At 67.0% G+C, this 18,918-nt stretch carries 20 protein-coding genes; 8 read left to right on the top strand and 12 right to left on the bottom strand.

Annotation, left to right across the window (positions count from 1 at the left end):
* Positions 1–13 precede the first annotated feature (13 nt).
* From C4B30_RS00520 to C4B30_RS00510, 3 genes are read left to right on the top strand one after another with little or no spacing between them, the layout of a single operon-like run.
* On the top strand, positions 14–556 hold the full coding sequence (locus C4B30_RS00520; protein ID WP_027786435.1) for a hypothetical protein: 543 nt from the start codon (positions 14–16) through the stop codon (positions 554–556).
* 2 nt (positions 557–558) lie between these two features.
* The gene (locus tag C4B30_RS00515; RefSeq protein WP_027786434.1) at positions 559–1,968 is read left to right on the top strand and encodes an FAD-binding oxidoreductase; all 1,410 of its coding nucleotides are present in this window, start codon (positions 559–561) and stop codon (positions 1,966–1,968) included.
* A 32-nt stretch (positions 1,969–2,000) separates the two neighbouring features.
* Positions 2,001–2,258 (top strand): hypothetical protein, encoded by a 258-nt coding sequence (locus tag C4B30_RS00510; protein WP_027786433.1) that lies wholly within the window; start codon positions 2,001–2,003, stop codon positions 2,256–2,258.
* A gap of 107 nt (positions 2,259–2,365) precedes the next feature.
* On the opposite strand, the gene C4B30_RS00505 is transcribed toward C4B30_RS00510, so the two are convergent.
* From C4B30_RS00505 to C4B30_RS00485, 5 genes are all read right to left on the bottom strand, one after another.
* The gene (locus C4B30_RS00505) at positions 2,366–3,925 is read right to left on the bottom strand and encodes a methyl-accepting chemotaxis protein (protein WP_027786432.1); all 1,560 of its coding nucleotides are present in this window, start codon (positions 3,923–3,925) and stop codon (positions 2,366–2,368) included.
* Between the two features lie 146 nt (positions 3,926–4,071).
* Positions 4,072–5,163 carry a lactonase family protein gene (locus C4B30_RS00500; RefSeq protein ID WP_027786431.1) on the bottom strand — a complete coding sequence of 364 codons (1,092 nt, stop codon included), beginning with the start codon at positions 5,161–5,163 and terminating at the stop codon, positions 4,072–4,074.
* Between the two features lie 94 nt (positions 5,164–5,257).
* A complete protein-coding gene (locus C4B30_RS00495; RefSeq protein ID WP_027786430.1) occupies positions 5,258–6,610 on the bottom strand; it encodes a TRAP transporter large permease in 1,353 nt (450 codons plus the stop codon).
* Between the two features lie 4 nt (positions 6,611–6,614).
* Positions 6,615–7,187 (bottom strand): TRAP transporter small permease, encoded by a 573-nt coding sequence (locus tag C4B30_RS00490; RefSeq protein WP_027786429.1) that lies wholly within the window; start codon positions 7,185–7,187, stop codon positions 6,615–6,617.
* Positions 7,184–8,170, bottom strand: coding sequence for a TRAP transporter substrate-binding protein (locus tag C4B30_RS00485; protein WP_027786428.1), 987 nt, complete (start codon positions 8,168–8,170; stop codon positions 7,184–7,186). The genes C4B30_RS00490 and C4B30_RS00485 overlap by 4 nt, the downstream gene beginning before the upstream one ends.
* Before the next feature lie 578 nt (positions 8,171–8,748).
* Here C4B30_RS00485 and C4B30_RS00480 point away from each other — a divergent pair.
* Positions 8,749–10,902 (top strand): glycoside hydrolase family 28 protein, encoded by a 2,154-nt coding sequence (locus tag C4B30_RS00480; RefSeq protein ID WP_027786427.1) that lies wholly within the window; start codon positions 8,749–8,751, stop codon positions 10,900–10,902.
* A 90-nt stretch (positions 10,903–10,992) separates the two neighbouring features.
* Positions 10,993–11,187: a hypothetical protein gene (locus C4B30_RS35770; protein ID WP_080681422.1), complete on the top strand. Its 195-nt coding sequence runs from the start codon at positions 10,993–10,995 to the stop codon at positions 11,185–11,187.
* A gap of 34 nt (positions 11,188–11,221) precedes the next feature.
* Here C4B30_RS35770 and C4B30_RS00470 read toward each other — a convergent pair whose 3' ends face one another.
* The 4 genes from C4B30_RS00470 to C4B30_RS35545 all read right to left on the bottom strand — a co-directional run bounded on the left by C4B30_RS00470 (position 11,222) and on the right by C4B30_RS35545 (position 14,757).
* Positions 11,222–12,307, bottom strand: coding sequence for a helix-turn-helix transcriptional regulator (locus tag C4B30_RS00470; protein ID WP_227789472.1), 1,086 nt, complete (start codon positions 12,305–12,307; stop codon positions 11,222–11,224).
* A gap of 280 nt (positions 12,308–12,587) precedes the next feature.
* Positions 12,588–12,839: a hypothetical protein gene (locus C4B30_RS00465; protein WP_027786425.1), complete on the bottom strand. Its 252-nt coding sequence runs from the start codon at positions 12,837–12,839 to the stop codon at positions 12,588–12,590.
* Positions 12,840–13,195: 356 nt separating this feature from the next.
* Positions 13,196–14,248, bottom strand: coding sequence for an ankyrin repeat domain-containing protein (locus C4B30_RS00460; protein WP_027786424.1), 1,053 nt, complete (start codon positions 14,246–14,248; stop codon positions 13,196–13,198).
* Positions 14,249–14,352: 104 nt separating this feature from the next.
* The gene (locus C4B30_RS35545) at positions 14,353–14,757 is read right to left on the bottom strand and encodes a hypothetical protein (RefSeq protein ID WP_175888567.1); all 405 of its coding nucleotides are present in this window, start codon (positions 14,755–14,757) and stop codon (positions 14,353–14,355) included.
* A 248-nt stretch (positions 14,758–15,005) separates the two neighbouring features.
* Here C4B30_RS35545 and C4B30_RS00450 point away from each other — a divergent pair, with 248 nt between their 5' ends.
* Together C4B30_RS00450 and C4B30_RS00445 are read left to right on the top strand one after the other, a co-directional pair.
* Positions 15,006–16,064 carry an NAD-dependent epimerase/dehydratase family protein gene (locus tag C4B30_RS00450; RefSeq protein WP_027786423.1) on the top strand — a complete coding sequence of 353 codons (1,059 nt, stop codon included), beginning with the start codon at positions 15,006–15,008 and terminating at the stop codon, positions 16,062–16,064.
* Positions 16,061–17,050 (top strand): AraC family transcriptional regulator, encoded by a 990-nt coding sequence (locus tag C4B30_RS00445; protein WP_027786422.1) that lies wholly within the window; start codon positions 16,061–16,063, stop codon positions 17,048–17,050. The genes C4B30_RS00450 and C4B30_RS00445 overlap by 4 nt, the downstream gene beginning before the upstream one ends.
* Positions 17,051–17,091: 41 nt before the next feature.
* Here the strand turns inward: C4B30_RS00445 and C4B30_RS00440 are convergent, their stop codons facing one another.
* On the bottom strand, positions 17,092–17,580 hold the full coding sequence (locus tag C4B30_RS00440) for a RidA family protein (RefSeq protein WP_027786421.1): 489 nt from the start codon (positions 17,578–17,580) through the stop codon (positions 17,092–17,094).
* Between the two features lie 227 nt (positions 17,581–17,807).
* Between C4B30_RS00440 and C4B30_RS00435 the strand changes: the two genes are divergently transcribed.
* Entirely contained in the window at positions 17,808–18,107 is a 300-nt protein-coding gene (locus C4B30_RS00435) for an H-NS histone family protein (protein ID WP_027786420.1), read from the top strand.
* A gap of 171 nt (positions 18,108–18,278) precedes the next feature.
* On the opposite strand, the gene C4B30_RS00430 is transcribed toward C4B30_RS00435, so the two are convergent.
* On the bottom strand, positions 18,279–18,611 hold the full coding sequence (locus C4B30_RS00430) for a cupin domain-containing protein (RefSeq protein ID WP_027786419.1): 333 nt from the start codon (positions 18,609–18,611) through the stop codon (positions 18,279–18,281).
* Positions 18,592–18,885, bottom strand: a complete 294-nt coding sequence (locus C4B30_RS35100) for a hypothetical protein (RefSeq protein ID WP_155257385.1) — start codon at positions 18,883–18,885, stop codon at positions 18,592–18,594. Before C4B30_RS35100 ends, C4B30_RS00430 begins: the two co-directional genes overlap by 20 nt.
* Positions 18,886–18,918 lie beyond the last annotated feature (33 nt).

Raw genomic sequence — 18,918 nt, 5'->3', positions numbered from 1 at the left:
AGGAGAGACACCGATGAAATCGACCCATCCCATAACCGGCTACCTGCTGCACGCGAGCAACTTCCTGCCGGCGATCGTGTTCCTGTTCTACGGCCGGCTCGGCCCGGAGCAGCCGGACCTGCGCTGGACCCACGCGTTCCTGATCGGCGGCGTGCTCGCGCTCGTGCACGGCGCGTGGCTGATCCGCCGCGCGGAGCGCAACAGCATCGCGATCGGCGTCGACCTGTTCCTCGTGATCGGCGCGGTGCTCGCGCTCGTCTCGCCGACAGGTAGCCGTCTGTGGGGCGAGGAACTCGGGCCGGCCGCGATGCTCGTCTGCGTGCTGGTGGTCGGCATCGTGCATACCGCGTGGTCGGACGGCGGCTTCGTCGACGGCGCGTTGGTCGACCACGCGCGTGTGCGCTCGCTGTCGCTCGTGCTGCTCGCCGTCACCGTCGTCGCGCTCGCGGTGTCGATCGCGATGCGCCACAGCCCGCTGTGGGGCGGCGTCGTGCCGCTGATCGCGCTGGTCGTCGTGCGCGGCCGGCTGCGCAAGCAACTGGTGCGGGCGAACTGACGATGAGCGCGCTGCCCGAACGCGCCGCGCAGCGGCACGCGCTCGCCGCGGCACTCGGCGACGGCTGGCTCGACGGCGCGGCATGCGAGCCGTATGCGACCGACGTCGCGCGATACGGCGGCGTGCCGCTCGGCGTCGCGCGGCCGGCATCGACCGCCGACACGCGCGCGCTCGTTCGCATCGCCGCCGCGCACCGGATCGCGCTCGTCGCGCAGGGCGCGCGCACCGGGCTCGTCGGCGCCGCCGTGCCCGATCGCAGCGGCACGCAATGCGTGGTGTCGTTCGAGCGGATGCGCGCCGTTCGCGCGTTCGATCCGGCCAATCGCAGCATCACGGTCGAGGCCGGCGTGCGGCTGTCCGACCTCAATCGCGTGGCGGCCGAAGCCGGACTCTGCCTGCCGATCGACCTCGGCAGCGATCCGGCGGCCGGCGGCCTCGTCGGCGCCAACGCGGGCGGCAGCCGCCTGATCAAATACGGCGACGTGCGCCGCAACGTGCTCGGCGTCGAAGTCGTGCTGGCGGACGAAGCCGGCACCGTGATCGACGCGCTCGCACCGCTGCGCAAGCGCAACGCGGGCTTCGACGTCGCGCAGTGCTTCATCGGCGCGAACGGCGCGAACGGGCTCGTGACGGCCGTGTCGTTCGCGCTCGCGCCGCTCGAACGATCGTCGTGCGCGGCGTTCGTCGCGTTCGCGTCGTACGACGCGGCGCTCGCCGGCCTGCTCGCGTTCGAGCGCGCATTCGGCGAGATGCTGTCGGCGTTCGAGTTCATGTCGGCGGCGGCGGTCGGTTGCGTCGCCGCGGCGTTTCCGGCGTTGCGGGTGCCGTTCGACGCCAACGCCGCCGCGTGCCACGCGCTCGTCGAGATCGCGACCGGCATGCCCGGGCTCGATGCGCTGCTCGAGGAACGCGCCGTCGCGACGCTCGACGTGCTCGCGAACGAGCGTGTGGTGCTCGATGCTGCCTGTGCGCCGGCCGAACGGTTCTGGCGGATCCGCGACGCGCTGCCAGTCGCAGTCGCGCAAGAAGGCATGCCGCTGTCGTTCGACGTGTCGTTGCCGCGCGGTGCGCTGGCCGGATTCGTCGCCAATGCCGAGCAATGGCTCGCCGCCGCGCATCCGTCGCTGCGTTGTCATGCGTTCGGCCATTTCGGCGATGGCGGCTGCCATCTCGTCGTGTCGATCCCGCACGCCGATGCGCACCGCTACGGGCCGCTGCAGCAGGTGGCGCTGCGCGGCGCGCTGTACGACCGCGTCGTGCGCGCGGGCGGCTGCTTCAGCGCGGAGCACGGCGTCGGGCCGGTCAATATCGCGTACTACCGCAAGCACGTGCCGGCCGCGCAACGACAGGTCGCCGCCGCCATCCAGCACGCCGTCGACCCGCTGGGCCTGATCGGGCGGGTCCGCTACTGACGCGCCGATGCGCGGCGCCACGGAGATTTCGCATGATGTTTCGACACCCGCCCGGCCCGGACTCCATGGCCGAACCCGACACCGACGACCGTTCGTTCTCCGGCATCCCGGGCACGCTGCCCGACTCGGGTGTCGTGGTCAACGTGGGCGGCGTCGCTTATGTGATCGAGCTGCCGCCGCAGGATCACGCGCGCCCGGCGCTGTGGCGCGAGCTCGTGCATTGGCGCGACGATCGGTCGGCCGATGACGCATCGGGCGGCGGCATCGCGCCGGGCACGCGGCAGGATTGATCGTTTACCGTGCAGCCATGCTCGCGGGCCCGCCCGCGATACCGTTTTTGCTGTTCAGGCTTCGGCCTTGTCGCGGACGTTCCGGGCAATGCCGATTCGGCACCGGCTCAGCCCGCGTGCGCAATCCGAAAGACCGACATCGCGGCCTGCATCGCGCTGGCCTGATTCTCGAGCGCCGTCGCGGCAGCACTCGCCTGTTCGACGAGTGCCGCGTTCTGCTGCGTCATCTGATCCATCTGGCTGACCGCCTGGCCGACCTGGTCGATGCCGGCACTCTGTTCGACCGTCGCCGTCGTGATGTCGGTCATGATCGTCGCCACGCGTCGCACCGACGACACGATCTCGCCCATTGCATGGCCCGCCTGCGCGACGAGTTCGTTGCCGCTGCGGACGTCGTCGATCGACGTGCCGATCAGTTGCCCGATCTCCCGCGCGGCGCTCGCGCTGCGCTGCGCGAGCGTGCGCACCTCGCCCGCAACCACTGCAAAGCCGCGCCCGTGTTCGCCCGCGCGCGCCGATTCGACCGCCGCATTCAGCGCGAGGATATTGGTCTGGAATGCGATCCCGTCGATCATCCCGGTGATCTCCGCGATCTTCTTCGAGCTCGCATTGATCACGCCCATCATGTCGACCGCCCGGCCAACCAGTTCGCCGCCATGCTGCGCGAGGTCCGCCGCGCTCGCGGCAAGCGTACTCGCCTGCTGCGCATGGTCCGCGCTCTGGCGAACCGTCGACGTCAGTTGCTCCATGCTTGCGGCCGTTTCCTCGAGCGACGCGGACTGCTGCTCGGTGCGGCTCGACAAATCGAGGTTGCCCGCGGCGATCTCGCGTGCGGCCGTGTGGATCGCGTCGCTGCTGTCGCGCACGCCGGCGACGGTGGCGACGAGACCGCCCTGCATCCGCTTCATCGCCGCGAACAATTGGCCGATTTCATTGCGGCCCGCGTCCGGTACGGTCACGGTCAGGTCGTTCGATGCGATCCGGTCGAGCAGCGCGGCTGCGTTCGCGAGCGGCCGCGACACGATCCGGCGCAACGCGAAGTGCGTCGCGACGATCAGTGCGAGCGCAAGCGCCACGCCGATGCCGACCATCGCGATGATGCGCGTGTAGGCGGCGTTGCCGTCATCGATCGTTTGTTCCGACAGCCGGTTTGCGAGGCGCTGGAATTTCTCGACGTTCGCCGAGTAGACCTGGCCGGCCGTGGTGATCTCCTTGTCGTTGATCGTTGCGTACGCGGCGGTGTCGCCGTTGCGAAGCGCGTCGGTCGCGCGTGCGAGGACGGTCGCGAGATGCGTCGACGATTCGACAAGTGCCCGCTTCAGGTCGGTGTCGATGCCGGCGGCTGACGGGGCGCTCTGAAACGCCTGCGTTTCCTTCGCGGACAGATCGAACGTCCGCTGCGCGCTTTGCAGCGCCGCATCGCGCTGCGCCGGATCGTCGTGCTCCTTCAGCGCCGCGTAGGCACGCACGAGTGCCGAGCGGGTACGGGTGCTGTCCTTGTATGCGTCGTTGACGAGCAACGTCTGGGCGGCGATTTCATGCAGGCGCTTCGCGTTCGTGTTCGCGTTTCCGAGTGCGGCGATCCCGACGATGCCACCGACCACGATCATCGCGGCAAAAGCAGCCAGCACGGCGAGCAAACTGTTCTTTACCTTCAGGTCGCGCATGATGAACCGGTTCTTGAAGTTTTACTGTATGGGTTAACGGCCTGCGTCTCGCCGACTTGATTCGATTAAAGGCATTTCCGCGTGTGGTCCTGCTGGCGAGTGTCGGAAACGAGCGGCACGTGACGCATGCCGCCCGTTTCGGCCACTCAGTTCGTCCCGTCGTACGTGACGATCTCGACCCAGTTCGCGCCCTTGCCGACCGGATACTTGCCGATCGCGTCGAGGTGCCCGGTGCGGCCGTCGATCCGGTACACGGCCAGCGTCGGCGACAATTGCCCGGCCGCGAGCAGATACCTGCCCGACGGATCGATCGCAAAGCCGCGCGGCTGCTGCTCCGTCGCGAACGTGCCGATCCGCGCGAGCGTGCCCGACTTCGCGTCGACGCGATACGCGGCGAGCGTGCTCGACGTGCGCTCCGATGCGTACAGGAAGCGCCCGTCCGGCGTCAGATGCAGGTCGGCGCCCCACGGCTTGTCGCCGTGAAAATCGGACGGCAGGATCGATACGGTCTGGATCGGCCGCGCATCGGCGTCGCCGTGCGACAGCGCGATCACGTGCAGCTTGCCGTCGAGTTCATCGATCAGGTAGGCGAACCGCCCGTTCGACGAAAACACGAAATGGCGCGGACCCGACTTCTCCGGCAGCCGATACGCGGGCTCGCCCGTGTCGGTCAGCTTGCCGGTCGACGCATCGAACGGCAACCGCAGCCACGCATCGGCGCCGAGCACCGACGCGAACGCGTAGCGGCCGTCCGGCGACTGGCGGATCGCATGCGCCATCGGGCCGGTCTTCACCGTCTGCTGCACGTCGCCGGCCACGCCGTCCGCGCCGATCCGGTTCACCGCGAGCAGGTTGCCGCCGTACGACGCGGAGAACAGATAACGCCCCGACGCATCGGTCGACACGTACGCCATGCTGTCCGCGAGCGGCGCGCGGCCCAGCTCGATCAGCCGCCCGTCGAGCGGATTGATCGCGAAGCTGACGACGCGATACGGCGTCGAGCGCAATGCCGCGTAGAGGCGACGATGATCGGGCGACAGCGCCATCGGCATCACGGCGCCGCCGACCGGCACGGTTTCGATCGCGGTCAGCGCACCGTTTGACGGGTCGACGCCGAACACCGAGATGTCGCGGCTGTCGCTGTTCGACACGTACGCATACGTCGCCGCGTGCGCGAGCGAGGCCGCCATCGTCAACGCAGCCGCCGCAACGGCGCGCCGCAGGAGAGTCGTTTTCATGGGAGTGACGGGAAGTGGGGAAAGGGAACCGCGGATGCGAGCGCGGCGCCGGACAACCTCGGTCGTCCGGCGCCGCGACGGGCGAAGCGTGCGGTCAGAACACCGCGTGCCCGCTGATCAGGCTCGGCAGCCACGTCGAGAAGAACGGCAGGTACGTGACGATGTTGATCGCGCTGAAGATCGCCAGGTAGTACGGCCACGCCATCTTCGTCGTCTCGCCGATCGACACGTTGCCGATCGCGCAGCCGACGAACTGCACCGACCCGATCGGCGGGTGCACCAGGCCGAGCGAGCAATTCAGCAGCAGCATGATCCCGAACTGCACCGGCCCGACGCCGCACGCCATCGCGATCGGCAGAAACAGCGGCGTCGTGATCAGGATGTGCGCGGCCATGTCGACGAACGTACCGAGGAACACCTGGATGATGTTGATGTACAGCAGCATCAGCCAGGGCGCCGCGGTCGACTGCTTCAGCAGCCCTTCGATCGCATCCGGAATCTCCAGGTACGACATCTGGAAGCGCAGCATGTTGGACACCGCGATCAGCAGCAGCACGACGCCCGTCGTGCGCGCCGCATGCGACAGCGCGCGGCGCAGCTTCGCGGCCGTCAGCGTCCGGTAGACCACCGCGGTCAGCACGAGCGAGTAGACGACGGCGATCGCGGCCGCTTCGGTCGCGGTGGCAATGCCCTTCGCGACGCACACGAGGATGATCGCGATCACCATCAGCCCGGGCACCGCGCCGACGAAGCTGCGCAGCACCGCATACCAGCCGGGAAACCGCGGCAGCGCGGACGAGCCGTCCTCGCGGCGCGGATAACCGTGACGCACGGCCTGCCAGTACGCGGCGGCGAGCACGAAGCCCATCACCCACAACACCGGCAGGAGTCCCGAGAACAGCAGGTCGCCGATCGACACGCCGCTCACCGGCTGGCCGTGCAGCATCCCGGTGATGCCCTGCGCGGCGAACGCGTAGATGATCATGTTGGTCGACGTCGGCATCAGCGCGCCGGCGAGCGACGCATGCGTCGTCACGTTGACCGCGTACGCGGCGCTGTAGCCTTCGCGCTTCATCAGCGGAATCACCACGCCGCCCATCGCCGACGTATCGGCGGTCGGCGAGCCCGACACGCCGCCGAACAGCGTGCACGCGACGACGTTCGCCATCCCGAGGCCGCCTCGGAAGTGGCCGACGCTCGCCTGCGCGAAGCGCAGGATCCGGTCCGCGATGCCACCATGCAGCATCAGTTCGCCGGAGAAGATGAAGAACGGCACCGCGAGGAACGAGAACGCATTCATCCCCGAGATCATCGCCTGCATCGCGGTCGCGATCGGCAGGCCTTCGACCAGGTAGGTCAGCACGCACGAAATGCCGAGCGCGAACGAAACGGGCACGCCGAGGACGAGAAAGATCAGAAAACTGACGGACAGGATCGCGAGTTCCATGGCGTTATTGTCCCGACGAAGAACGACGAAGCGCGAGCAGGTGCTCGAGCGAGAAGAAGATGATCGCCACCGCCGCGGGCATCGTGATCAGGTAACGCACGCCTTCGGGCAGCCCGATGATCGGGATGCGGTCGCCCATCGTCTCGGCGGCCATGCTGCCGCAGCCGATCATGATCATGATCGCGAACGCGATCAGGCTCAGATGCTGGATCGCGATGACGACCGTGCGCGCCTTCGGCGACAGCCGGCGCACCAGCGAATCGAGGCCGATATGGCCGCCGTCGCGCACCTTCATCGCCGCGCCGAACATCGCGATCACGATCACGAGCAACAGCGCGATCGGCTCGACGAAATCCGGCGCGTTCTCGAACACGTAGCGCATCACGACCGCGTAGAACACCAGCACCGTGAGCACCGCGAGGCACGCCGACGCGATCACGGCCAGCACGCGGAACAGCACGTCGTTCACGCAGCGCAACAGCGGCGCGGCGTGCGGCCGCGCCGGCGCCGCGCCGTCCGGTGCGCCGGCCGGCGAGCCCGCGGCCGCCGCACCGTTCAGGGAAGTACGACGCGTCACTTGGTGGCCTCGATCTCGTCGACGATCTGCTTCATCTGCGGCGTCTTTTCATACTTGGTCCACAGCGGCTGCATCGCCTTCACGAACGCCGCGCGGTCGATCTGCGCGGCCGGCAGGATCTTCGCGCCGCCCTTCGTCACCATCTGCTGCGCGGACGCCTCGCGCGCGGTCCACAGCTTCTGGTAGTACGGCACCGAATCGGCCGCCGCCTTCCTGATCGCCGCCTGCTCCTGCGGCGACAGCGTGTCCCAGATCTTCTTCGAGAACACCAGCACTTCCGGCGTCATCGCGTGCTGCGTCTCCGAGTAATCGGGCGCGACTTCGTAATGCTTGGTTTCCTCGTACGACGGCAGGTTGTTTTCCGCCGCATCGACGAGGCCCGTCTTCAGGCCCGTATACACCTCGGCGAACGGCATCGGCGTCGGCGTGCCGCCCATCGCCCGGATCTCGTCGACCATCAGGTCGGACGGTTGCACGCGCACCTTCAGCCCCTTCATGTCCGCCGGCGAGCGCACCGGGCGCTTCGCGTAGATCGAACGCGCGCCGCTCTCGTAGAACGTCAGCGCGATCATCCCCTTCGCGGTGAACGCGTCGAGGATCTTCTGGCCGGCCGGGCCGTACATCGCCTTGCGGAAATGGTCGACGTCGCGGAACAGGAACGGGAACGACGGGATCAGCGATTCCGGCACGATCTCGTTGAACGACGCGCCGTTCACGCGCGCCATGTCGATCGCGCCGATCCGCACCTGATCGACCGTGTCCTTCTCGGAGCCGAGCGCGCTGTTGCCGAACACCTTGATCGAATCCTTGCCGCCCGTCTGCTTCGACAACTCGTCGCCCATGAACTTCACGGCCATGTTGGTCGGGAAGTTGTCGCCGTGCACGTCCGCCGAGCGGAACACGCGCGCCTGCGCGGACATCGCGAAGCCGGCCATCAGTGCGACGGCCAGGGCGGTACGGGAGCCGGTGAATCGGTGCTTCATGGTGAGTCTCCTTGATGGTCGATCGTTGTTGTGCGGCGATCCGTCGGCCCGCGCGTGCATCGCCGATGCGCTTCCTCGAATCGCAGAGTCATACGTCGTATGACGTGTTGGGCAAATGTACGTCGGTTAACCGTTTAACTCACTTGGTGCATACCCCTATAACTGCCGCCATCAGGGGCTTTTGGCGGGGAACGGGGAATCGCATTCTCTGTTTCCACGCTTTTTCGCGAAACGTTTTCCGGAAATGGGTCGCCCTGCGAATCGGACGCCGATGAGACGGTTTCCCGACATCCGACGGTCTTCTTTCGCTTCGTTTGCGGTCGTTGTAGGATGACTGATCACAATACCATCAGCCCGTCGCGATGCCACGAGCATGCGGCGGCCCGCATCCCGCGCGACGCGATTCGCGCCTGCAGCGCCCGGCCCGACGACCCGCGCCGACGGCCGCGGCCGCCCGTTTCAGCCTTGCCGGCAGTTCGTCCACCACCCGTCCGCTCGCGCCGGGGGACCCGCACCGCCGAACGACCCGATACCAACCCGACATCGCGCAGCCGATGCCTCTTCAGGAGATCTCCGTCATGACCATCCCCGTTTCCCGGCCGAACCGGCGCCCGCGCGCGCTCGGCCTGCTCGCCGCCTTGCTCGCCACCGCCGCGGCGCTCACCGCGTGCGGCGGCGACGATTCGAGCACCGGCGGCGGCGTGGCGTCCACCGCGCCGCCCGCCCCCGCCGTGTTCCAGGTCGGCACGACGACCGTCGACCCGAACCTGCCGGCCGAACCGGCGCTGCCCGCCGATACGCAGGTATGCAGCACGCTCGAAGCCGCCAATACGCTCGTGAGCCGCCCCGACGGCTCGCTGCCGCCGGAGGCCGACCCGTCGACGGCCGGCGTCGGCAAGGCCGTGTCGGCCGCGACGGCCAACCCCGACCAGGCGCGCATCCAGGCCACGCTCGACGCGTGCGGCGCGGCGGTCGACGCCGAAGTCGGCGCGACGATCGCGGCGGCGGACGCCGCGGCCACCGCCGCGCAGAAGACGGCTGCCGTGCCGAACGTGAACATCGCCGGCGCGTCCGGCGAGGAGCTCGCGAAGCCGAAATACCGCGCGAGCAAGTTCGCCGTGCGGCTCGTCGTCAATCACGCGGGGCCCGGCAACGGCTTCATCAGCGGGCCGCTGACGCTGCCGTCCGGCGTCACGCTGTGGATCGACAAGGGCGTCACACTGTATGCGTCGCGCGACGTGAAGGCGTATTCGCCGAACGCCGCCGGCCCGTACTGCGGCAATACGGCCGTCAGTGCGACGAAAGCCGGCAGCTCGTCGAACTGCGCCGCGCTGATCGCCGGCGCCAACCTCGTCAACGCCGCGGTGGTCGGCGACGGCCGGATCGACGGGCGCGGCTACGCGGAGCTCGTCACGTCCGATGCGAAATACCCGCTGATGAAGGTCGACCTGACCTGCTCGAACACCTACGCGGCCTACAAGAGCGGCACCGTGGCGCCCGACGGCACCGCGTGCGACGACGGCGGCACCGTCGTCGATTCGAAATCGACGGTGCGCAACATGACGTGGTGGGATCTCGCGTATCTCGGCAACATGGTGCAGAACGGCACGACCGGCTTCGGCTCGCAGTCGAATTTCCGGCTGATGGTGTTCAACTACGCGAAGAACCTCACGCTGTATCGCATCACGCTGAACAACAGCCCGAATTTCCACGTGGTGCCGAGTGGCGTCGACGGGCTGACGATCTGGAACGTGAAGGTGCAGACGCCGACGCTCGCCGCATTCGCGAACCCGGCCGGCAACGGCAACCCGCTGTACAACGGCCAGACGTTCAACGCGGACAACGTGAAGAACACCGACGCGTTCGACCCGGGCTCCGCGGCGAAGCCGACGTCGGTGGCGCTGTCGACCGGCAGCACGACGACGTCCGCCGCCGCGATCTCGTTCGACGGCTACCTGAAGAACTTCGTGTTCGCCTACAACTACGTGAGCACCGGCGACGACGACATCGCACTCAAGGGCAGCAACAACCCGGCGCCCGCCGGCTCGGGGCTGTTCGGCATCGACGGCAATCGCGACGTGCGCGCCGACCGCAAATGGGGCGTCGCGATCGCGCACAACCACATCTACTGGGGGCACGGCATCTCGATCGGCAGCGAGACCAACGGCGGCGTGACCAACGTTCAGGTGTACGACAATTCGTTTCGCGATTCGGAGGAAGGGCTGCGCATCAAGTCCGACTATGCGCGCGGCGGCGAAGTGAGCAACATCCGCTACGCGAACATCTGCATCCGCGATGCGAAGAACGCGCTGCTGTTCACGCCGTACTACAGCACGAAGGCCGTACCCGCGAGCGGCCCGCTGTACCCGAACTTCCACGACATCTCGCTTGCGAACGTGGTGATCGAGGGCGCGGCCGGCGTGAAGCTGCAGGGGTTCGAGGCGAACACCGGCGGTTACGGCGAGCCGGCGTTCCCGCTCGCGATGTCGCTGACCAACGTGGTGGCCGACACGCCCGACGGCATCGCGACGATCGCATCCGACGCGAACCTCACGCTGCGCAACGTGAACCTGCCGGTGTTCCCGTCGACCGCGAACCGGGTGGTCGTCGACGGCGCCGCGGTCCATGCGATCGATCCGGCCAGCGTGCTCGACTGCAGCAAGGCGTTCGTCGACTTCCCGGGCATCGACCAGTCGAACCCGTTCGGGTCGACGTGGGCGCCGGCGCTGTAACGCGCGGGAAACCCGTCGTCGTCGCGCGTGCCGCCCGCCAGGCACGCGCGATGCTCACCACGACGACGTGCAACGCGAAAGGAGCCCGTGATGTCGACCACGAAGCCATCGGCGACCCCCGACCCCGCTACCCCGGCGAATGACGGCGACGAAGGCCCGGCAAATGCGCCGGGCATCGGCGAGGACACGTGCCGCGTCTGCCGCGGCACCGGCAGGGTGGAAGGCCAGCCCTGCACCGTCTGCGGCGGGACCGGCCGGATACTGCAGGGAATCGGCGGCGGATAGTAAAAACGCCGCCGCACCGGCGCGCATCGATCGCTCAGGTCTGCATGACCAGCGACGTCAGTTGGGCTGCGCGCGCCACGTCCGTTTTCGTGTAGATCGACTTGATCTGCGCGCGGACCGTGCCGATCGACACGCCGCGCAGCGCCGCGCATTCCTGCGGCGAACGCCCGTCGCAGCACAGCAGCACCGCGAGATCGGCTTCCGCCGACGACAGCCCGTAGAACACCCGCAAGCGCTGCGCGCGCGCCGACGGCGCACGCAGGTCGGCGGCCGTCATCAGCGCCGCGACCCCGGGCCGTTCGCGCGCGAGGCGCGACTGTTCGGGAACGGGAATCAGCGCAAGCGGCAGCGGTTCGCCCGTCGCACGACGCAGCAACAGCCCGCCGCATGCGAATGCATGACGCCATTGCGCATCGTCGACGCAGCCTTCCGGTGCGAAACGGCCGCTCACGATCCGCAGCGCCGGTTCGGCGGCGATCAGCTGATCGGCCGCGCGGTTCGTATAGCGCAGTTCGCGCTGCGCGCCGAGCAGGAACACCGGCACCGGCACCGCATCGAGCGCCGATTCCGCGGCGGCCACGCGCGCTTCGAGCTCGCCGATGCGCGCGTGGATGCGCAGCGCGCGGCTGATGTGCGCGCCCATGATTTCGATGGTGCGACGCTGCTCATGGGACAGCCCTTGCGATTCGGGGCCGCTCTGTACGCTGAGAAAAGCGCCCGCGCCGTCGCCGCGATGAATGTACAGGCCCGAGATGCCGCCGAGCCCGAACGGCTGCATGAATTCCCGATAGAACACGCCATGTGTGCGCTGCCGCACCGACAGGTGCTTCACGTCCTCGAACCAGCGCCCGACGGGCCAGTCCGCGGCAACCGGCACGACCGGGTCGTACAGGTGGAACTCGGTGTTGTAGCGGTGGAGGCACGCGGCGACCCAGGACGGATCGTCGCCGGCCACCTGCTCGATCGCCGGCAGCCTGGCGGCATCGTCGAACGACAGCAGGATGGCCATGCGTACGCCGACCGACAGACGCAGCCCGTCCAGCACCGTTTCCCATCGTTGGTCGCCCAGCGCCGCAGCGTAGACGTCATCGATCCATGCCGACGGAACCCACCCGTTCATCTGCATCTGGCCACCCCGCGCCGTGCGTTTGTGTCGAACGCCGTTCGGGCATCTTACTCAATCGGCCTCATTGTTCAAATTGCCGATGCAGGTTTGATCGAAATACCACGTTCAATACCGTTTCTCGTCAGACGTAATGGCCGTTTTCGACATGGCGGCGTCATCCGTGTCGACGCAGCAGACGGCCTGCGCAGCGCCGATCGACGTGACGGCATCCGGATAAAGGGACGCGGCCGACGATGCGATGAAACGCGTTTCGCTGCCCGGCCCGACGATGCACTTACTTCATCGTCGCGAACCGCACTTCCATCTCGTCGATCTTCGCGAGCACCGTTTCGCTCAGCTTTCTGACGTGGCGCGGCACGTCGGGGGTCGACAGCAGCGCCTCGATACGCCCGCGCCAGTATCTCGGATGCCGGACGCGCCCCGCGCCCGACATCGACACATCGTCGACGTCCGTCTCGCTGTCCAGCAGCGCCACCATTCTCTGGATGTGAGAGAGCTCACGTTCCACATAGTCTCGTGCGAGCATATTGATTGAAATTCCCCGAAATACGACGTAAGGCCTTCCGTCATCAACGCGCCATCGTCCGCGGCGCCGACGACGCACCGCACACGTTGCGCATCAGCGTACGCGACGACCGTGTCAATCAAGTGTGCGAGCGCGCACAGAGATCGACGAAGGAACGACGGACCTGTTCGAGTGTTCTGGCGACATCCGGTCCCGGTGCCTCGTCGTCCATCGTAGGCGTACGGCCCGGCGACGGCATCCCCAAAAGTGGGGATGCCGGCCGATATGGGCCGGGTGATGACGTCCGGAAACGACGAGGCGCCGAAACGGCCGGCATGGGGTGGCCGGCCGGCGCTGCGCGGTGACGCTGCCGCGCGCTACCGGCGATAGGGCGGCGGCGCGAGTTCGAGCGGATCGGGGTTCAGGCGTACCCACGCCACCGCGAGCCGGCACAGTTGCGCCGGGTCGCCGGATTGCCGCTTGACGTCCTGCACGACGGCCTCCATGTCTGACAAATCGGCCGCCGGCAGCGACGTGCCGGTGCGCACGATCGCCGCGAACGCATCGGCCATCTTCCTGAAATCGGCGTCCCAGTTGCAGCCGCCGTTGTGGTCGAGTTCATGCGCGATGCGGCCCGAGATCCGGATGAGTTCGCCCTGCACCGTCGCCGCGTGCCCCGTTCCCGGCACCAGTTGCGTCCACAACGCCTGATGCTGTTGCTGCCAGGTTCCGGCCGCGACGACGATCGGCGACCGGCCGTCGTGCAGCCGACGACGCGGCGCCGGAGGCACGTCGAACAGCGTGTAGAGCCGGTCCAGCGCAGCGCTCGCCGCATCGACCTCCTGCGGGTTGTAGCGCTCGCGCATGAACTCGAAACGCTCCCCGATTTCGGCGACGCTGGCCTGCATTTGCGGCGTCTTCGCCGCACCTGCGTCGAGCAGCACGTCGGCGAGCGCCACCATGTGCTCGAGATCCGCGTTGCCGCAGGTGCGCAATGCGCGCTCGAGCGGGGTCTGTCCGTCCCGGTTCAATGCATCGACGCGCGCGCCGTGCTCGAGCAGCAGGCGCGCGGACGATGCATGACGCGAGTCGGCCGCCGCATGCAGGGGCGTGCCGATCGACGCACCGTCGTCGTGAACGTCCGCGCCGAGTTCGAGCAGCACGTCGAAGCGGCTGCGCCGGCATTGCACCCGCGCGTGCAATGCCGTGTTGCCGTACGCATCGGCCGCGCCGATATCCGCGCCGTGCGCGACGAGCCAGCGCGCGAGATCGTCGGGACACCGGTCGAACGACAGCGCGGTCCGCTTGCTCGGCCCGCCGCGTGCATTCACGTCGCAGGTGTCGAACACCGCCTGAAGCTTCGCAACGTCGCCTTCGTCGAGCAGCGCGTCGAAGTCCTTCGGCAGCAGCTTCTTTTTTGCTTTCGGCATGGCGGCTCTCCTGCCTTCGATCGCGTCCGTATCGTCGGCCATTCGTCAAAGTGATAACGCGGTTTTGCGTTCGTTGCCGGTGCGCGTGCAACCGGCCGCATCCGTCAGTCCAGCGGCTCCAGCGCCTCCAGCCCCTCCGGGCGGCCGGATGCGCCGCGGAGCTTCGTGATGTTCCAGCGTGCGGCGTCGTTCCAGTCGTAATCCATTCGATAGGAAAACCGGGCATTGGCGCGAAACAGCGCGGCGCGGAATTTCCTGCCGTCGTTCGCGAGCGCGTCGCGCAGTTGCGGCCCGATGCGCATGATCCCGCCGATCAAATCCCGATGCTCCATGGTCGAAACCAGCTCGACGCCGGTCGCCGTCGCATAGGACGCACGCACGCCGTACTGCGCGTCGCCCGGTGCGCTGAAGCACACGTAAACTTCGCGCCAGCCGGGAAAAGCGGATTGCATGTAGCCGATTACGTGCCGGGCGAGTTCGATCACCCGTTCTGTCGCGTCGTCGTTCATCGATCGTCCCCGGAATGAGATCGGAGAGGAGCGTAATCGGACACGGCGCGACGCGTCAATGGCCGCCGGCAAACCGGCGCGCGGTGCGGTCGCCGTATCCGGATCCGTCAGCGATCCCGAGCATCGCCGCACGCGGCCGGCATCGCGTCGCCTGTCGTCCCCTGCATGTCGATTGGCGCGCTTTGCGAGTGAAGTGGCGCGCAAAAGGCGGCATCATGGCGCATCCTCTCCGCCACGGAATCCCGTCCATGAATATCGATACCGACCTGCCCGTCATGGTGACCGGCGCAACCGGATACGTCGCGGGCTGGCTCGTGCAACGGCTGCTCGAGGCCGGCCTGACGGTCCATGCAGCCGTTCGCGACCCCGACAGCCCGGACAAGCTCAGGCATCTCCAGCGCATCGCGGCCGGCAAGCCCGGCACGATCCGCTACTTCCGCGCCGACCTGCTCGAACCCGGGTCGTACGAGGACGCGATGGCGGGTTGCGGGATCGTGTTCCATACCGCGTCGCCATTCACGGTCACCGTTCGCGATCCGCAGAAGGAGCTGGTCGATCCGGCGCTGCTCGGCACGCGCAACGTACTCGAGACGGCCAATCGCACACCGTCGGTGCGGCGCGTCGTGCTGACCAGCAGTTGCGCGGCGATCTACGGCGACAACGCCGATCTCGCCGCGACGCCCGACGGTAGGTTCACCGAAGCAATCTGGAACACCAGTTCGTCGCTGGCCCATCAACCCTATTCGTATTCGAAGACGGTCGCCGAGCGCGAAGCGTGGCGGATCGCCCGCCAGCAGCAACGCTGGGATCTCGTCACCATCAATCCGTCGCTCGTGATCGGGCCCGGCATCAATCCGTACGCGACGTCGGAAAGCTTCGAGATCGTGCGGCAGATGGGCAACGGCGCGATGAAGGCCGGCGTGCCGGATCTCGGCATCGGCGCGGTGGATGTCCGCGACGTGGCCGACGCGCATTTGCGCGCGGCGTTTCTGCCGAGCGCCAGTGGCCGCTACATCGTATCGGCGCACGACACGAACCTGCCGGCGATAGCCGCCACGCTGCTGGAACGGTATGGCGCCGACTATCCGATACCGCGACGCATCCTGCCGAAGTGGCTGGTGTGGCTGGTCGGCCCGCTCGCGAACAAGAGCGTGACGCGCCGCGTGATCGCGCGCAACGTCGGCCTGCCCTGGCGCGCGGACAACAGCCGCAGCCGCAACGAGCTGGGCATCCGCTATCGCCCGCTCGCCGAGTCGATGAACGACTTCTTTCAGCAGCTCGTCGAAACCGGGCAATTGCGGCGATGAACCGCTTCGCGATTTCGCCGGGCTGGCGGGTCGTGATGGTCGACCTCGGCCTGCGCGTCGACGAACTGCTGCGGCGCGCGCGGTTGCCCGCCGATCTGTTCGCGCGGCCGGAGAACGGGCTGACGACCCGCGAATACTTCCGCCTGTGGCGTGCGATGGAAGACATGACGAATGCGCCGGCCGTCGCGCTGCGCATCCTCGATCTGCTCTCCGTCGAAACCTTCGATCCGCCGCTGTTCGCCGCGTTGTGCAGCCCGAACCTGGAGATCGCGATCCGGCGCATCGGCCAGTTCAAGCCGCTGATCGGCCCGATCCGGTTGCACGTGTCGCACGAGGCCGACGCGCTCACCCTCGCCGTCGACTTCCTGGAGCGCGACGTGCCGCCGCCCGGCATGCTGGTCGCGGCCGAACTCGGCTTCTTCGTGAAACTCGCGCGCCTGGCGACCCGCACCGAGCTGCCGGCGCACGCCGTCACGCTGCCGTGCGACGTCGGCCTCGATCCCGGCTATGCGCACTTTTTCGGCGTGACGCCGCGGTACGGCGATGCGCCTTCCGTGAGCATCGCGCTGCAGGATGCGCGGCGTCCGTTCGTGACCGCGAACCATGCGATGTGGAAGATCTTCGAGCCCGACCTGCGCCGCCGCCTCGATGCGCTGTCGGCCGAGGCCGGCATCGTCGAGCGCGTGCGCGCGGCGCTACTCGAATTGATTCCGGGCGGGCTCGCCACCGCGGACGGCGTCGCGCAAACGCTTGCGATCAGCAAGCGGACCTTGCAGCGGCGACTCGGCGACGAAGGCGCGAACTTCAAAACCTTGCTGGCCGAAGTTCGCGAGAAGCTCGCGTGGCACTACCTCGATCGCTCGGCCCTGCCCTACGGTCAGATCGCCTTCCTGCTCGGCTACCAGGATCCGAATTCGTTCTTCCGTGCCTTCAATGAATGGACCGGGATGACGCCCGAAGCGGCCCGTTCGCGGACGGCGCGGTGATCGACGCAACGCGGCCCGTCCGCCCACGCGGCCATTCTGGGTCAGGCAGTGGCGCCGCTGCGATTCAGCCCGAAAATGAAATCGGCTTCGACCGATGCGCCCTTCGGCAATTGCAGCACGCCGACCGACGAACGCGTATGGACGCCGGCGTCGCCGAGCACCGCGTACAACACGTCCGACGCGCCGTCGGCCACCTCGCTCTGCATCGTGAAGCCGGGCGCGCTTCGCACGTACACGGTCATGCGCGGCACCGTCGCGATCGCATCGAGCGTGCCGCACTGCTTGCGGATCAGCGCCAGCGCGCGCAGTGCGGAAATGCCGGCCGCGCGGCGGCCGTCATTCAGTGAAACGGATTCGCCCACGATGCCGACGAAATGCACGACTTCCCCGATTCGCGGAACCTGGCCGGCGACGTAGGCGGTTCTTCCGTCGACCAGGACGGGCGTGTACTTTCCGCCGATCCTGATCGTTTCGTCTGGATCGAATCCGAATTCGGCTGCGACCTGTTTCAGTTTGTCATCCCTGTTCATCAGTGAATTCCCCAATCCCTCTGAAAAAAGATAAAGAATAATTGAGTCTCCAAAGCTTGTCCCGCATGAGAAGATCGGACGCAAACGATCCAGACAAACCACTTCTCAGGTGTTCGAAGCAGTCGTGCATTGCCATATCGGCAATGGAATTCGTAGTCGGAGCAATTTTCTTCGTCATTTCCGATTGAAACCGCTATCATGTATGGACACAACCTGAAGAGTGATATATGGCAACTTACAAGGAACTGAAAGCTCAAATGGATGCTTTGGCCGAGAAAGCCGAAGCAGCGCGTGCCGCTGAATTCCAGGCGATCGTCGACGACATCCGCACCAAAGTCGCGGAATACGGCATTACCGAAAAAGACATTTTCGGTACGCGCCGCGGTCGGCCGGCCAAACAGGCGGGCGCTCCCGTGCAGGCAAAGTATCGCGATCCGAAGTCCGGGGCGACCTGGTCGGGCCGCGGTCGCGCGCCCGCATGGATCAAGGATGCGAAGAATCGCAATCGATTCCTGATCCAGGAATAAGATTCCCGCATGGCCCGGCGCGTGATTCAACACGCTGGCCGGCAATTTGGGCATTGATTGGGGCATCGATACCGGCGGTATTTCAAAGCCGCTCCGGTTGACGAGGTTTTGCCCGATCGGCGTGTCGCGCATCGGTCAGTCCACCGATCGTGCCGCACGCCAATCCTTTCTTCAGCGTTCGTAATAGATGGCAAGCCAGACGGTTTGCACGTCGTCATGCGTCCATGCGACACGATGACGGCAATGCGGCTCGATCAGCACGTAATCTCCGGCGCGCATATCGAGCCGCGTCGCATTCTCTTCGAATTCAAGCACGGCCGCGCCGGACAGCAGCACAACCCATTCGGCCCGCGGGTCGTCATACCAGAACCCGTCCGGGCTCGCATGCCCCATCGATACGATTCGCTCGACGTTCACGCGCGGGCCCGTGACGAGCATGTCGATTCGCTCGTCGCCGCCGCGCCGCCCTTCGACGTCGAATAAATTACCGGTTTGAAGTTGCACGGCTTCGCCTCGTCATTGCTCTTCGGGTAAAGGATGCGGATTTAAAGGCAACGGGAAATATTCGCTGCAGCCTGGCGTCGCCCTGGTTTGCCCGTGCGTCGTTAAAAGCCGTGTCAAAAAGATGAAGAATGACGGCGACTTCACCGGCGCTCATTCGTTGCAGCGATAAAGCACGCATCGGCATTCCGTTGGCGACGCGCGTGCCATCCCGCGCGATTTTTCGGTAAAAGCCGGTCGACATCCTGCCGGCCGCTGCAACGTCGAGCCAGGGCAATCAGCCTCGAACGTTCGCCCGGCAATTCGGCAT

Origin of the sequence: Burkholderia sp. BE12 (genome assembly GCF_002959955.1) — a bacterium.
Taxonomy (GTDB): domain Bacteria; phylum Pseudomonadota; class Gammaproteobacteria; order Burkholderiales; family Burkholderiaceae; genus Burkholderia.
Note: the sequence above shows the minus strand (reverse complement) of the source record. Positions and strands in the feature narration are given on the sequence as shown.